Origin of the sequence: Leifsonia sp. EB41, assembly GCF_041262565.1 — a bacterium.
Classification (GTDB): domain Bacteria; phylum Actinomycetota; class Actinomycetes; order Actinomycetales; family Microbacteriaceae; genus Leifsonia.
Genome location: NZ_JBGCCJ010000001.1, coordinates 1,698,495 through 1,711,108 on the forward strand (window position 1 = coordinate 1,698,495; position 12,614 = coordinate 1,711,108).

A 12,614-nucleotide genomic window follows, 5' to 3' on the forward strand; every position below is an offset into this window, starting at 1 on the left:
GTCACTTCGGGGCGGCGCCTTGGAAGGCGATGGCGGGAGAACCCGCCTGATAGTCCACCGTGACGATGACGGACCCACGCTGGTCCTCCGGCACAGTGAAGATGTAGGTCGCGGACGCCGTGGAGCCCGCTTTGACACTCGACGCGAGGGTCGTCCCGCCCGGCTTGCTCAGGGGGAGGGCCGGCGTGTTGTCCTTGCCGTAGTAGACGTTCACGACGACGCCCTGCGTCGGGTAGGCGGCGGCGCCGGCGTTCGAGAAGGCCAGCGTGAACCGGATCGCGGGCCCGGCGATCTCGCCGACCCCCTCCGCTTCTCCCTTCACCGACTCCAGCTTGGTCATCGCGACGGTCACGCCCTTGACGACGGACGTCGTGGACTCCATCGCGACCGGCTGACGCTGCGGAAGGGCGGCCCCCGCCGCTCCCGGGACGGTGCTCGGTGCGGGAGTGGAGCCGGTGGCCGGAGCTCCGGTGGCCGGAGCGCCGGAGGCCGACGAGCCCGGAGCCGAGGACGCGCCGGGAGCCGACGAGGCGGCCGGCGTGCGCGTGGAGTCGGCGGCGACCGGCGAGGACGCCGGCCCGTTCGTCGCACCCCACCAGATCCCCACGGCCGCCAGGCCGAGCACGACCACGGCGCCGGCGGCGATCAGGGCGACATTCCGCGGCTTCTTCCGCGCGGCGCCCTCCGTGGGCTTCTTCTCGTCGTGCGAGGTCATCGGACTTCCTTTCCGAGTTGCTTCATCTGCGCGAACCAGCGCGGAAGCGCGAAGGCGAGAGCTCCGAGGTTCGCGATGAAGAAGAGGCCGTAGGCGATGGTGAACAGCATCGGCCAGCCGAGCAGGAGGAACACGAGGCAGAGGATCCCGTAGTCGGTGGGCAGGATCAGGATCGTGTGCGCGAGCGCCCGGCGGCCGGGCTCCCTGGTGCGCTGACCGCCGCGAGCGTCGCGCAGCAGGTCGTTGAGGATCATGCCGAAGAACGTGACCGCGGCGACGATCGCATAGAGAAGAGGGAGCAGCAGCCACGCCGGCGGCAGTGCGAACCAGCGGAACATCGCGATCGCGACCGCGATGTGGAGACTGGACAGCTTGGCGCAGTCCACGACGTGGTCGAGCCACTCGCCCGCGGGCGAGCCGCCGCCGCGCAACCGTGCGACCTGCCCGTCGGCGGAGTCGAACGCGTAGCCCAGCGCCAGCAGCAGCCAGACCAGCAGGCCGCTCCACGCCGCGGGCGGGATCAGGGCGATGCTCAGGATGCCCGCGAACGTCAGCACTGCGGAGATCGCCGTCACCGCGTTCGGCGTCAGCCCGGCACGGTAGGCCCACGCGGCGATCAGGCGCCCGGCCTTCCGGTTCACGTAGATGGAGTAGGGAGGTGAGCCCGGGAGCGACACCTTCTGCGCTCCGGCGAGGCGGCGCACGATGTCGCCGTACGACGCGGTGCTGTCGCTGGTGCTCATCCCTCCCCCTTCCTGACGCCGTCGGCCGCGGCCGGACAGCGTGGAACCAGGTTCGGGTTCGGGTTCCCAGCGGCGGTCGGGCCGTGCCCAGGAGTCTAGTTGAGAAACCCTCAACTAACACCCCTCGGTACGCACCCCGTTCGGGTGACACGGGTGCGCGCACCCTCCTGTTCGTGAACTTCTAGTGACAAGTTCTCACTTTTTGTGCAGAATAGGTGAGGATACCTCACCCGAAGGGGGCCATCGAAGTGAGCATGCGCGTCGGCTATGCCGCAGGAGCGTTCGACCTGTTCCACATCGGACACCTCAACATCCTCAAGCACGCCAAGAGCGAGTGCGACTACCTGATCGCGGGCGTGGTCTCCGACGAGATGCTGCGGCTCACCAAGGGAGTCGACCCGGTCATCCCCCTCGCGGAGCGGATCGAGATCGTGCGCCACATCGCCTACGTGGACGAGGCGGTCGCCGAGACCGTCCCGGACAAGCTCGACATGTGGCGGGACCTGCGCTTCGACGTGTTCTTCAAGGGCGACGACTGGCGCGGCACCGAGAAGGGCCTCCGGCTGGAGCGGGAGTTCGCCGCCGTGGGCGTGGAGGTCGTGTACTTCCCGTACACGATGACGACCTCGTCAACGCAGCTCAGGAAGGCGCTCGCGGCGCTCGCCGGCTGAGCGGGACTACTTCTCGCCCTCGTCGCCCGCGGCTTCCTCGTCCGCGGCTTCCTCGTCCGCGGCTTCCTCGTCCGAGGACTCTTCGTCCGAGCCGTCTTCATCCGTGGCCTCGTCGTCCACGTCTTCGTCGCCCGTGGCCTCGTCGTCCAGGTCGTCTGCCTCGGCGGCCGCATCGCCGGCGAACCGGTCGGTCGCCTCGATCAGCGCGTCCAGGATCCCCGGCTCGTCGTACGCGTGCCCGGCGTCCGGGACGATGTTCAGCTCGGCCTCCGGCCACGCCTTGTGCAGGTCCCAGGCCGTCATCGCCGGCGTGCAGACGTCGTAGCGGCCCTGGACGATGACCCCGGGGATGCCCTCCAGCTTGTACGCGTCGCGGATGAGCTGGTCCTCCTCGAACCAGCCTCCGTTCATGAAGTAGTGGTTCTCGATGCGCGCGAAGGCGACCGCGTACTTTTCCTCGGTGAATGTCTCGACGACCTCCGGCCGTGGCAGCAGCGTGATCGTGGAGGACTCCCAGCGCGACCAGGCGACGGCGGCCGGACCGTGCACCGCCGGGTCCTCGTCGGCGAGCAGCCGGCTGTACGCGCGGATCAGGTGGCCGCGCTCTGCCGGCGGCACCGGCTCCACGAAGCCCTCCCAGAGGTCGGGGAACAGCGCGGCGGCGCCGCCCTCGTAGAACCAGTCCAGCTCGGCCGGACGCAGCGTGAAGATGCCGCGCACGATCAGCTCGGTCACCCGCTCGGGATGCGTCTCCGCGTACGCGAGCGCCAGCGCGCTGCCCCACGAGCCGCCGAACACCTGCCAGCGCTCGATCTCCAGGTGCTCGCGCAGCTTCTCCAGGTCGGAGACGAGATTCCAGGTGGTGTTCGCGGACAGGTCGGCGTCCGGGTCGCTCGCGTGCGGGAGGCTGCGACCGCAGTTGCGCTGGTCGAGCAGGACGATCCGGTACCGCTCGGGATCGAACAGCCGCCGATGGGAGGGCGTGCTGCCGCCGCCGGGGCCGCCGTGCAGGAACACGACCGGCTTGCCGTCCGGGTTCCCGCTGGTCTCCCAGTACACCTGCTGGTCATCGCCGACGTCCAGCATCCCGCTGTCGTAGGGCTCGATCTCCGGGTAGAGAGTGCGCATGGTGCGACTGTAGCGGCCCAGCCCCGCCTCCCCCATGCGCCGCGCCCGCCCCATCCGCCCCCCCACCCCACCACCTGCGGCCAACGGAGGACTTCCACCCCAAATCCGGCCTCCCCTCCTCCGTTAACTGCCGTTCGGAGGTCGTTCCGGACGGATGTCCTCCGTTGCCGACAGCGCTAGGCTCGCGGCATGAGCACCCCCGTGACCGTCGCCGTCACCGGCGCCGGTGGACAGATCGGCTACGCCCTCCTCTTCCGCATCGCCTCCGGGCAGCTGCTCGGGCGCGACGTGCCGGTGCGGCTGCGGCTGTTGGAGATCCCGGCCGGGCTCGGCGCCGCCGAGGGCACAGCGCTGGAGCTGCAGGACGGCGCCTTCCCGCTGCTGCACGGTGTCGACGTGACCGACGACCCGCGCGCGGCCTTCGACGGCGCGAGCGTCGCCCTGCTCGTCGGGGCGCGGCCGCGCACCGCCGGGATGGAGCGCGCGGACCTCCTGGAGGCCAACGGCGGCATCTTCGGCCCGCAGGGCGCCGCGCTCAACGACGTCGCCGCCGACGACGTGCGCGTGCTCGTCGTGGGCAACCCCGCCAACACCAATGCGCTGATCGCGAGCGCGCACGCCCCGGACATCCCCGCCGAGCGCTTCACCGCGATGACCCGACTCGACCACAACCGCGCCGTCGCGCAGCTCGCGGCGAAGCTCGGCGTCCCGGTCTCCGCGATCGAGGGCGTCATCGTGTGGGGCAACCACTCGGCGAGCCAGTACCCCGACCTCAGCCACGCCACCGTGCACGGCCGGCCCGCGACCGAGCTGGTGGACGAGGGCTGGCTGGCGGAGGAGTACATCCCGCGGGTGGCGAAGCGCGGCGCCGAGATCATCGCGGTGCGCGGCTCATCGTCCGCGGCCTCCGCGGCGAGCGCCGCCATCGACCACGTCCGCGACTGGGTGGACGGCACCGGCGAGCGCTGGACCTCGGCCGCGGTCGTGTCGGACGGCTCCTACGGCGTGCCGGAGGGCCTCATCTCGTCGTTCCCGGTGCGCGGCGTCGACGGCCGCTGGGAGATCGTGCAGGGCCTCGCCATCGACGCGTTCTCACGCGAGCGGATCGACGCCTCCGTCGCCGAGCTCGCGTCCGAGCGCGACGCCGTGCGCGCCCTCGGCCTCCTCTGACCGCACCTGTCTGACAGAACACGCCGCCTCGCGGGCTCGCGAGGCGGCGTGTCCTGTCAGTTCGTTCGTCAGCGGTGCTTCGTGGGCGCCTTCTCGGGGGTGGGGAGCGTGCCGTCGGCGCGGCGGGCGGCGTAGTACGCGCGCGCCTCCGCCTGGCGCTCGGCCTCGGCGCCGCTCGCGATCTTCGCGCGCACCAGCTCGGGTCCGTAGCCGAACGCGTCCACCAGGTCGACCGCGTGCGGGCGGATGCGGGTCAGCAGCCGGTCGATGTACGCCGACACGGCCTGTGCGCGCTGTGGCGAGAGCCGGCCGTGGATGAGGTACCAGGCCAGGTGCTTCTCGATCAGCCCGAAACCGAACAGGTCGCGCAGCCAGGTCAGCACCTGCTTGGTCCCGGCGTCCGGCGCCTGCTCCAGGGCCTCGGTGAAGGCCTCCCACTGCAGCAGCTCACCGTGCGCCCGGGCGGCCTCGATCAGCTCGTTCTGCTGCGAGTTGAACAGATCGGCCGCGGCCTTCTTGCCCAGCTTGGAGGCCGGGCGCAGGCGTCCGCCGATCTCGGAGATCATCGTCTCGACGCGGTCGGTGAGCAGCTCGCGCTGGGTGGCGGACTCCTGCAGCCAGTTGACCGCGCGGGCCGTCGAGCCGAAGTCGCGCACGGTCTGGCCGACGCTGCGGAGGCCCGAGCCGTGGTACGCCTTGCCGGCCGCCTGCACGACGACGTACCGCGCGAGCGCGCCGGCGTCGGCCTTCGCGAACTTGCGGCTGAAGTCGGTCAGCAGGCGCTTGGCGACGAGCTGCAGGAGGACGTTGTTGTCGCCCTCGAAGGTCACCCAGATGTCGAGGTCCTGACGCAGCGAGGTGATCCGGTTCTCGGTCAGGAATCCCGCGCCGCCGCACGCCTCGCGCGCCTCCTGGAGGGTCTCCAGCGCGTGCCAGGTGCTCAGCGGCTTGAGCGCCGCCGCGATGGTCTCCAGGTCCTGGCGGTCGGCGTCCGTGTCGGTCTTGCCGCTGAACACGTCGTCGAACTTGTGCAGGAACATCTCGTGCGCGAAGCTCTCCGCGTACGTCGTGGCCAGCAGCGGGAGCAGCCGGCGCTGGTGGCGCTGGTAGTCGAGCACGACCTCCTCGTCGGTGTCGCTGCCCGCGGTGAACTGGCGGCGCTGGTCGCCGTAGGTCAGCGCGATCTTCAGGCCGATCTTCGCCGCGATGGTCGCGGAGCCGTCGAGCGAGACACGGCCCTGGACGAGCGTGCCGAGCATGGTGAAGAAGCGCCGGCCGGGGCTGGAGATCGGGGAGGTGTACGTGCCGTCCTCCGCGACGTCGCCGTAACGGTTGAGGAGGTCGGTGCGCGGGATGCGGACGCCGGTGAAGTGCAGCCGCCCGTTGTCGATGCCGTTGAGGCCGCCCTTCTGGCCGTCGTCCTCGCCGCCGATCCCCGGCAGGAAGTCGCCGTTCGCGTCGCGGATGGGCACGTAGAAGGCGTGCACCCCGTGGTTGACACCCTTGGTGACGAGCTGCGCGAACACCACCGCGGCGGTGGCGTCGACCGCCGCGTTGCCGAGGTAGTCCTTCCACGCTCCGCGGAACGGGGTGTCGAGGACGAAGTCCTTCGTCTCCGGGTCGTAGGTCGCGGTGGTCGCGATGGCGGCGACGTCCGAGCCGTGGCCGGTCTCGGTCATGGCGAAGGCGCCCGGCACGTCGAGCGACATGATCGCCGGCAGGTACGTCGTGTGGTGGTACTCCGTGCCGAGGTGCAGCACGGCCGCGCCGAACAGGCCCCACTGCACGCCGGACTTGATCTGCAGGGACGGGTCGGCTGCGACGAGCTCCTCGAAGGCGGCGATGTTGCCGCCGTGGTCCTCCATGCCGCCGACAGACTTCGGGAAGGCCCGGTGCACCTGGCCGTGGTCGACCAGCAGCTTGAGCTGCCCGAAGACGCGCTTGCGGTGGTCGGCGACGGAGAGTCCCTCGACCTTCTGCAGCTCGGGCTGCGAGGAGAGCGCACGGGAGGCCAGGCGGACCTCCGCCCAGGTGCCGAGGAGCTGGCGGCCCAGCGCCGCCACGTCGACGTGCGGCGCGGCGCCTGCCGGAGCGGTCGCGGCTGCTGCGGCGGCCGCCTCGTTCTCGGCAGCGTCGACGACGGGGGTGGTACGGGGCTTCTCGGGTGCGCGCTCTGCGGTGTCAACCATGAGGTTCCTCTTCGATGTCTCGGGGTCATCGTCACGCTACGACCGGGTGACGACCAGGCGAAACCGTCGGTGCGGAGGCGACAAAAACGGCCCGCGAGGTCCGCGGGCCGTTTGTGGGAAGCTCCAAATCGCCGTCCCGAACGTCATCGGGTATGGACAAGGCGGGCCGGTGGTTGGTACGGCTCAGGCCGCCCGGCGGGTCGGGCGCGCCTCGCGAGGCAGGGAGGCGAGGGCCGCGCGCGCGGCGGACGCCCCGCGCAGCTCGATGATGGTCCCCGGCGCGAGCTGCTCGTCCCGGTCGACGCGGGCGCCGTTGCCGATCATGGCGTTCTCGCCCACCTTCACGTTGCTGCCGATGCGCACGCCGCTGCCGATGACGCAGCCCTTGCCGATGTGGACGTTGGCGCCGACGAAGGTGCGGTCACCGATCGTCGCACCGGAGTCGATCCAGCTTCCGGCGCCGATGTAGGCGTCCAGCCCGACGCGGGCGTCGGCCTCCACATAGGCGGTCGGCTCGATGCGGGCCGAGTCGGCCACGCGGGCCGTCGGGGAGACGAGTCCCTTGCCGTTCGGGTGCCGCCTGTACTTGATGATTGCGCCGGTCTCGTCCTCGAGTTCCTCTATTCTTCGTGCCATGTCATCCCTCCTTCGAGATCGTCGCGAGATTATGCCACCTGACATAACCGTGGACGGGGATGAAAGATTCCCTGATCGCCCAACGGAAAGGGCACTGTACGCCTGCGATCCGGGGGCGACCAGGGGGGATGCTTGGAACTTGCCCGGCTAGTAGCTCAGGCCGTGACCGAAGCGGAAGAGCGGGTCGGCCGTGTCGAACGGCACATCCGGGCGGTTCTCGACCACCGCGGCCATCGACGACGGCAGGTCCATCGGGAGCCGGCCCTCCGGCGCGGCCTCCCCGAACAGCACGTCGAGCAGCGCAGCGGAGCTCGCGCCGAAGTCGGCCGCGAGGGCGCGGACCTCGCCCGCGAACGGCGTGAGGATGGCCGGGCGGTCGAGGAACACCTCCAGCACGGTCGGCACCGCGCGGGCGATGGCGAGGACCTCGTCCACCGTCTCCTGCGGGAAGTCGAGCGAGCCCGCGTGGAAGAAGTTCTCGAACATCGTGGAGCGCTGCTCGTACGGCGCGTGCAGACGGACGAGCGCGACGTCGGCCTCCTCCGGGCTGCCGACGACCGTCGCGTAGCCGGCCACGGCCTCCGGGTCGAAGCCGTGCAGGAACACCTTCGCACCGCGGGCGAGCGGGAGGACGCCCTCGTTCTTCAGCAGGGTCACCGAGGCGCGCTGCGCGGCCTCCCCCGCCGCGACGAATGCCGCGCTGCCGACCACCGCGGCCGCGCGGGCCGGGTCGACCGTCGGCGCGTCGAAGAGGCCGAGCCGGAACTTCTCGCGCAGCAGGCGACGCGCGGAGACGTCCAGGCGCTCCTCCGCCAGGTCGCCGCTGCGCACGAGCTCGATGAGGAGGTCCGGGATGGCCTCGCCGCCGAACTGGTCGGCCCCGGCGTCCAGGATCTTCTGCATCCGCTCGCGCGTCGACAGGTGCTCGACGCCCCAGGCGCGGGCCGGGAACGGCTGGCCGCCGATCTCCGCGTCGGTGAGCAGTCCCCAGTCGGTGCAGACGATCCCGTCGAAGCCGTAGCGCTCGCGCAGCAGGCCCGTGACGACGGACTTGTTGAAGCCGAAGCCGACCTCCTCGTACTCGGTGCCGACCGGCATCCCGTAGTACGGCATGATCTGGCTGGTGCCCGCCTCGAACGCGGCCTCGAACGGCTTGAGGTGCGTCTCGAACGCGCCGCCTGGGTAGACCTGCTCGCGGCCGTACGGGAAGTGCGCGTCTTCGCCGTCCTTCTGCGGGCCGCCGCCCGGGAAGTGCTTGGTCATCGTCGCGACCGAGTCCGGGCCGAGCTCGGCGCCCTGGAAGCCGCGGATGTACGCGGCGCCGAGCCGGGAGGTGAGGTCGGGGTCCTCGCCGAACGTGGCGACCTGGCGCGCCCAGCGCGGCTCGGTCGCGAGGTCGATCTGCGGGTGCAGGGCGACGCGGATGCCGACCGCCGTGTACTCCTGGCGCGCGATGTCGGCGAAGCGCTCGACCAGCTCCTCGTCGCCGATCGCCGCAAGGCCGAGCGTCTCCGGCCACTGCGAGAACGGGCCCGCCATGATCGCGGCGCCCGGGTTGTCGCTGAACGAGTGGCGCGGGTCGGTGGAGAGCGTGACCGGGATGCCGAGGCGGGTGCCCGCGGCGACCTCCTGGATGCGGTTGTGCCACTCGGCCATCTCGGCGGCCGAGCTGGCGGCCCCGAAGACGTTGAAGTGCGACATGTGCCGGTCGCGGATCATCTCGGCGCTGTCCGCGATCCCGAACAGCGGGTTCGGGCCGGCGACCGCGCCGCCCTCGCCGATGGTGATCATGGTCTGGAAGAACAGGCCGGCCTTCTCCTCCAGGGTCATCTGGCCGAGCAGGTTCTCGACGCGCTCGTCGAGCGGGAGGTCCGCGTCGCGGTAGCGGGGGTCGACGGGGAGGTCGGCGGTGCTGTCGGCGGCGGTGGGGTCGGTGGTGGTCGTGTCGGTCATTCGCACTCCTTCGGGCGTCACGGGTTGACGGTTCCGATCATAAACCGACTGTTGCTTGGTTTTTCCCGTGAGTCTCGCGACCCGCTGAGGGCGCCGAAGGGCACGTCGTTGTCGCTTTCGGGCGCCGAAAGTGACAACAACGTGCCCCTCGAGAGAAAGACGGCGCCTCCGTTCAGCCTTTCAGTCCCGAGAACGTCATCGTCGCGATGAAGTGCCGCTGCGCGAACAGGAAGAACAGGATGAGCGGCAGCGTGGCGACGACGTTGCCCGCCATGATCAGGCTCCAGTCGGTCTGGTGCGTGCCCTGGAAGTTCGCGATGCCGAGCTGGAGGGTGAACGCCTGCTGGTTGTTGATCGCGATGAGCGGCCAGACCAGGTCGTTCCAGGCTCCCAGCAGGGTGAAGATCGCGAGCGTCGCGAGGGCCGGCCTGGCCAGCGGGAGCACGATCCGGAAGAAGATCTGCCAGCGGTTGCAGCCGTCGATCGCCCCGGCCTCCTCCAGCTCCATCGGGAGGGAGAGGAAGAACTGCCGCATCAGGAAGATACCGAAAGCGGTCGCCAGCCACGGCACGATCGCCGCACCCAGCCCGTTGAGCAGGCCGAGGGTCGCGAACAGGATGTACGTGGGGATCATCAGCAGCTGCGTCGGGATCATGATCGTCGCGAGGATCATCAGGAAGCCGAAGTTGCGTCCGGCGAACTTCAGGCGGGCGAAGCCGTAGCCGGCGAGCGAGCAGAGCACCAGATTCGACACGATCGCGGTCGTCGAGACGATGACGGTGTTGCCGAGCCACAGCATGATGTCGGTCGTGCCGAACAGCTTGGTGTAGCCGTCGAGAGTGAAGTGCGACGGGAAGAACGGCGGCGGGAAGGCCACCAGCTCCTTCGCGGGCGAGAACGACGCCAGCGTCATCTGCAGGAAGGGCACCAGGAACAGGATCGCGATCGGGAAGAGCACGAAGTGCCAGCCGCTGAGCCGGCGCCTCCTCCGTCCGCGGTCGCCGGTCTGCGCGGCCACCCGCTCGGTCGCCGAGGACACCTGGTCGAGCACGCTGACCATCAGATCGCCTCCGATCCCCGGCGCCGCGAGTACAGCACGACGCCGATCGTGATGACCAGGGTGACCGCGAACAGCACGTAGGCGGCGGCAGAGCCGTAGCCGAACTGCAGCGCGTGGAACGCCTTGTCGTAGAGGAAGTACACGATCGTCTCCGTCGCGTTCAATGGGCCGCCCTTCGTCGTCGTGTAGACGAGGTCGAAGAGCTGGATGGCCTCGATGGTCTGCCAGATCGTCACGAACACGGTCACCGGCGCCAGCTGCGGCCAGACGATGCGCCAGAAGGTCTGCCAGCGGTTCGCGCCGTCGATGCGGGCGGCCTCGATCAGGTCGGCCGGCACATCCTGCAGCGCGGCGAGGTAGATCACCGTGGTGAACGCCGCGGCGCCCCACAGCGACATGATCGCGATGACCAGCATCGCCTGGTGGGGATCGTCCAGCCAGCCCTGCTGCGGCAGGCCCAACACGCGGAGCACATTGTTGACGAGCCCGAACTGCGCGCTGAACAGGTACGTCGACAGGATGCCGGTCGAGGCGGCGGAGGCCACGAACGGGACGAAGATGGCGGTCCGGTAGAAGCCCATCCAGCGGATGCGCCGGTTGAGCGCCACCGCGAGGAACAGCCCGAGCAGCACGGAGGCCGGCACGAACAGGAGGGTGAACCCGACCGTGTTGAGCACGGCGTTCCCGAACTCGGCGTCGCTCATCAGGTTCGCGTAGTTCTGGCCTCCCACCCAGGTCGCCGGGCTGAAGCCGTTCCAGTTCTGGAACGACAGCACGAACGCCCACAGCGCCGGGAAGATCGAGAGCCCCAGGATGATGACGGTCGCCGGGGCGACGAAGCCCCAGCCGGTGAGGGCTCGCGTCAGGCCCCGCCTGCGGCGGTAGCGACGACTGCGCTGCGCGTCGTCCGGAGTCCGCTGCGCCGGGAACCCGGAGCGGGGGACGGTGGTGTCTGCCATGGCCGTGTCCTCGGCGTTCCTACTTCTTCGCCTGCGCGTCGGCCGTCTTGGCGGCCTCGTCGAGCGCCGCGGCCGGCTCGCCCTGGCCCTGCAGGACCTCCGAGATCGCCTTGCCGACCGCGACCGAGAGGGAGGCATAGCTCTGGGTGGTCGGGCGCGTCTCCTTCACGTTCTTCGAGTTGGCGACGAAGACGTCGTAACCGGGGTACTGCGCGGTCTGCTGCTCCACCGCGGTCGACGACGCCTCGGACGACCGCAGCGGGAGGTTGCCCTGCGCCACGTTGAAGCGCTCGTCCTGCGCTGCGGAGGTCAGCCACTGCGCGAACTGGGTGGCCCAGTAGGCGCGGTTCTTGTCGTGGTGGTCGAACAGCGCCCAGATGTCCGGGCCCGAGACGGTCTGGTGGTCGCCCTTCGTGCCCGGGAGCTGGACGACGCCGTACTTCGTGCCTCCGGTCTTCAGGTCGGAGAGCTCCCACGGGCCGGAGGTGATCATCCCGATGCGGTTGCTGACGAACAGCTGGCCGAACTTCTCATCGGTCTGGTCGAGGTAGACGCTCTTGTCGTCGACGGCCATCGATCGCAGGAAGGTCAGGGCGTCGTCGCCCGCGGTCGAGTGGAACGCCGCTGTGCCGTCGCTGTTGAGGATGGAGCCGCCGTTCTGCCAGAGGTGCGGCCAGAACTGCCAGGTGGTCTCCTCGCTGCCCGACACCGAGTAGCCGTAGCCGTAGATGTGGTTCGCGGTGTCCGTGAGCTTCTTCGCTGCGGCCCGGAAGTCGTCCCAGGTCCAGTCGGCGGTCGGGTAGGCGAGCCCGGCCTTGTCGAACAGGGTCTTGTTGTAGATGAGGCCGATGTTGTCCACGACCGCCGGGAAGCCGATGATCTTCGACCCGGACGGCTGAGCGGTGCCGCGTGCGGCGGCCGTGAACTCGTCCCAGTTCACACCCGGCTTCTTCACATCGGCGGAGATGTCGAGCGTGCGGCCCGACGCCTCCAGCTGTCCGGCCCAGGACCCGAACGCGTACGACATGTCGGGGTACTGGTTGCCGGCGAATCCGGCGGAGAGCTTCTGCAGGAGGCCGTCGGTGGAGGATGCGCCCGGCGACAGGTCGATGGTGACGTTGGGGTGCGCCTTCTCGAACTCCTTCGCGAGCCCTTCGATCGTCTTCTCCGCGGCGTCGGCCTGCCCCGACCAGACCTGGATGGTGACCTTGGCGGACGGGTCCAGGGTGGTCGCGCCCTGGGTGCCGCTGCAGCCGGCCAGCGCGACGAGCGCCGCGGCGGCGGTGAGGGCGACGGCGGTGCGGACGGCGGCGTTACGGGCGTGGGCGGGGCGGTGCGGGTGCTTTCCAAATCGAGGCAGCATCATCGGTTCCTCTCGGGTTCTCTTCGG

Annotated in this window: 10 protein-coding genes and 1 pseudogene; 2 read left to right on the plus strand and 9 right to left on the minus strand. The window is 70.0% G+C overall.

All coding sequences use genetic code 11. The annotated features are described in order from the left end of the window. Window position 1: 1 nt before the first annotated feature. Together ABH923_RS08340 and ABH923_RS08345 are read right to left on the minus strand one after the other, a co-directional pair. Window positions 2–715, minus strand: coding sequence for a hypothetical protein (locus ABH923_RS08340; RefSeq protein WP_370054889.1), 714 nt, complete (start codon window positions 713–715; stop codon window positions 2–4). Continuing rightward, window positions 712–1,458: a CDP-alcohol phosphatidyltransferase family protein gene (locus ABH923_RS08345; protein WP_370054890.1), complete on the minus strand. Its 747-nt coding sequence runs from the start codon at window positions 1,456–1,458 to the stop codon at window positions 712–714. The genes ABH923_RS08340 and ABH923_RS08345 overlap by 4 nt, the downstream gene beginning before the upstream one ends. A gap of 248 nt (window positions 1,459–1,706) precedes the next feature. Here ABH923_RS08345 and ABH923_RS08350 point away from each other — a divergent pair, with 248 nt between their 5' ends. After that, window positions 1,707–2,129, plus strand: a complete 423-nt coding sequence (locus tag ABH923_RS08350; RefSeq protein WP_370054891.1) for an adenylyltransferase/cytidyltransferase family protein — start codon at window positions 1,707–1,709, stop codon at window positions 2,127–2,129. A gap of 174 nt (window positions 2,130–2,303) precedes the next feature. Here the strand turns inward: ABH923_RS08350 and pip are convergent. Continuing rightward, window positions 2,304–3,257: pseudogene (gene pip / locus ABH923_RS08355) on the minus strand (prolyl aminopeptidase); the annotation flags it as partial. Between the two features lie 189 nt (window positions 3,258–3,446). Here pip and ABH923_RS08360 point away from each other — a divergent pair. Next, window positions 3,447–4,427 carry a malate dehydrogenase gene (locus tag ABH923_RS08360; protein ID WP_370054892.1) on the plus strand — a complete coding sequence of 327 codons (981 nt, stop codon included), beginning with the start codon at window positions 3,447–3,449 and terminating at the stop codon, window positions 4,425–4,427. A gap of 68 nt (window positions 4,428–4,495) precedes the next feature. Here the strand turns inward: ABH923_RS08360 and ABH923_RS08365 are convergent, their stop codons facing one another. The 6 genes from ABH923_RS08365 to ABH923_RS08390 all read right to left on the minus strand — a co-directional run bounded on the left by ABH923_RS08365 (window position 4,496) and on the right by ABH923_RS08390 (window position 12,590). Further along, on the minus strand, window positions 4,496–6,616 hold the full coding sequence (locus tag ABH923_RS08365) for an acyl-CoA dehydrogenase (protein ID WP_370054893.1): 2,121 nt from the start codon (window positions 6,614–6,616) through the stop codon (window positions 4,496–4,498). Between the two features lie 183 nt (window positions 6,617–6,799). Then, window positions 6,800–7,252 (minus strand): DapH/DapD/GlmU-related protein, encoded by a 453-nt coding sequence (locus ABH923_RS08370; RefSeq protein WP_370054894.1) that lies wholly within the window; start codon window positions 7,250–7,252, stop codon window positions 6,800–6,802. A gap of 147 nt (window positions 7,253–7,399) precedes the next feature. Further along, window positions 7,400–9,205, minus strand: coding sequence for a glycoside hydrolase family 3 protein (locus tag ABH923_RS08375; protein ID WP_370054895.1), 1,806 nt, complete (start codon window positions 9,203–9,205; stop codon window positions 7,400–7,402). A 172-nt stretch (window positions 9,206–9,377) separates the two neighbouring features. After that, window positions 9,378–10,265, minus strand: a complete 888-nt coding sequence (locus ABH923_RS08380; RefSeq protein WP_370054896.1) for a carbohydrate ABC transporter permease — start codon at window positions 10,263–10,265, stop codon at window positions 9,378–9,380. Continuing rightward, the gene (locus ABH923_RS08385; protein WP_370054897.1) at window positions 10,265–11,224 is read right to left on the minus strand and encodes a carbohydrate ABC transporter permease; all 960 of its coding nucleotides are present in this window, start codon (window positions 11,222–11,224) and stop codon (window positions 10,265–10,267) included. The genes ABH923_RS08380 and ABH923_RS08385 overlap by 1 nt, the downstream gene beginning before the upstream one ends. A gap of 19 nt (window positions 11,225–11,243) precedes the next feature. Beyond that, window positions 11,244–12,590, minus strand: coding sequence for an ABC transporter substrate-binding protein (locus tag ABH923_RS08390; RefSeq protein ID WP_370054898.1), 1,347 nt, complete (start codon window positions 12,588–12,590; stop codon window positions 11,244–11,246). Between the last annotated feature and the right edge of the window lie 24 nt (window positions 12,591–12,614).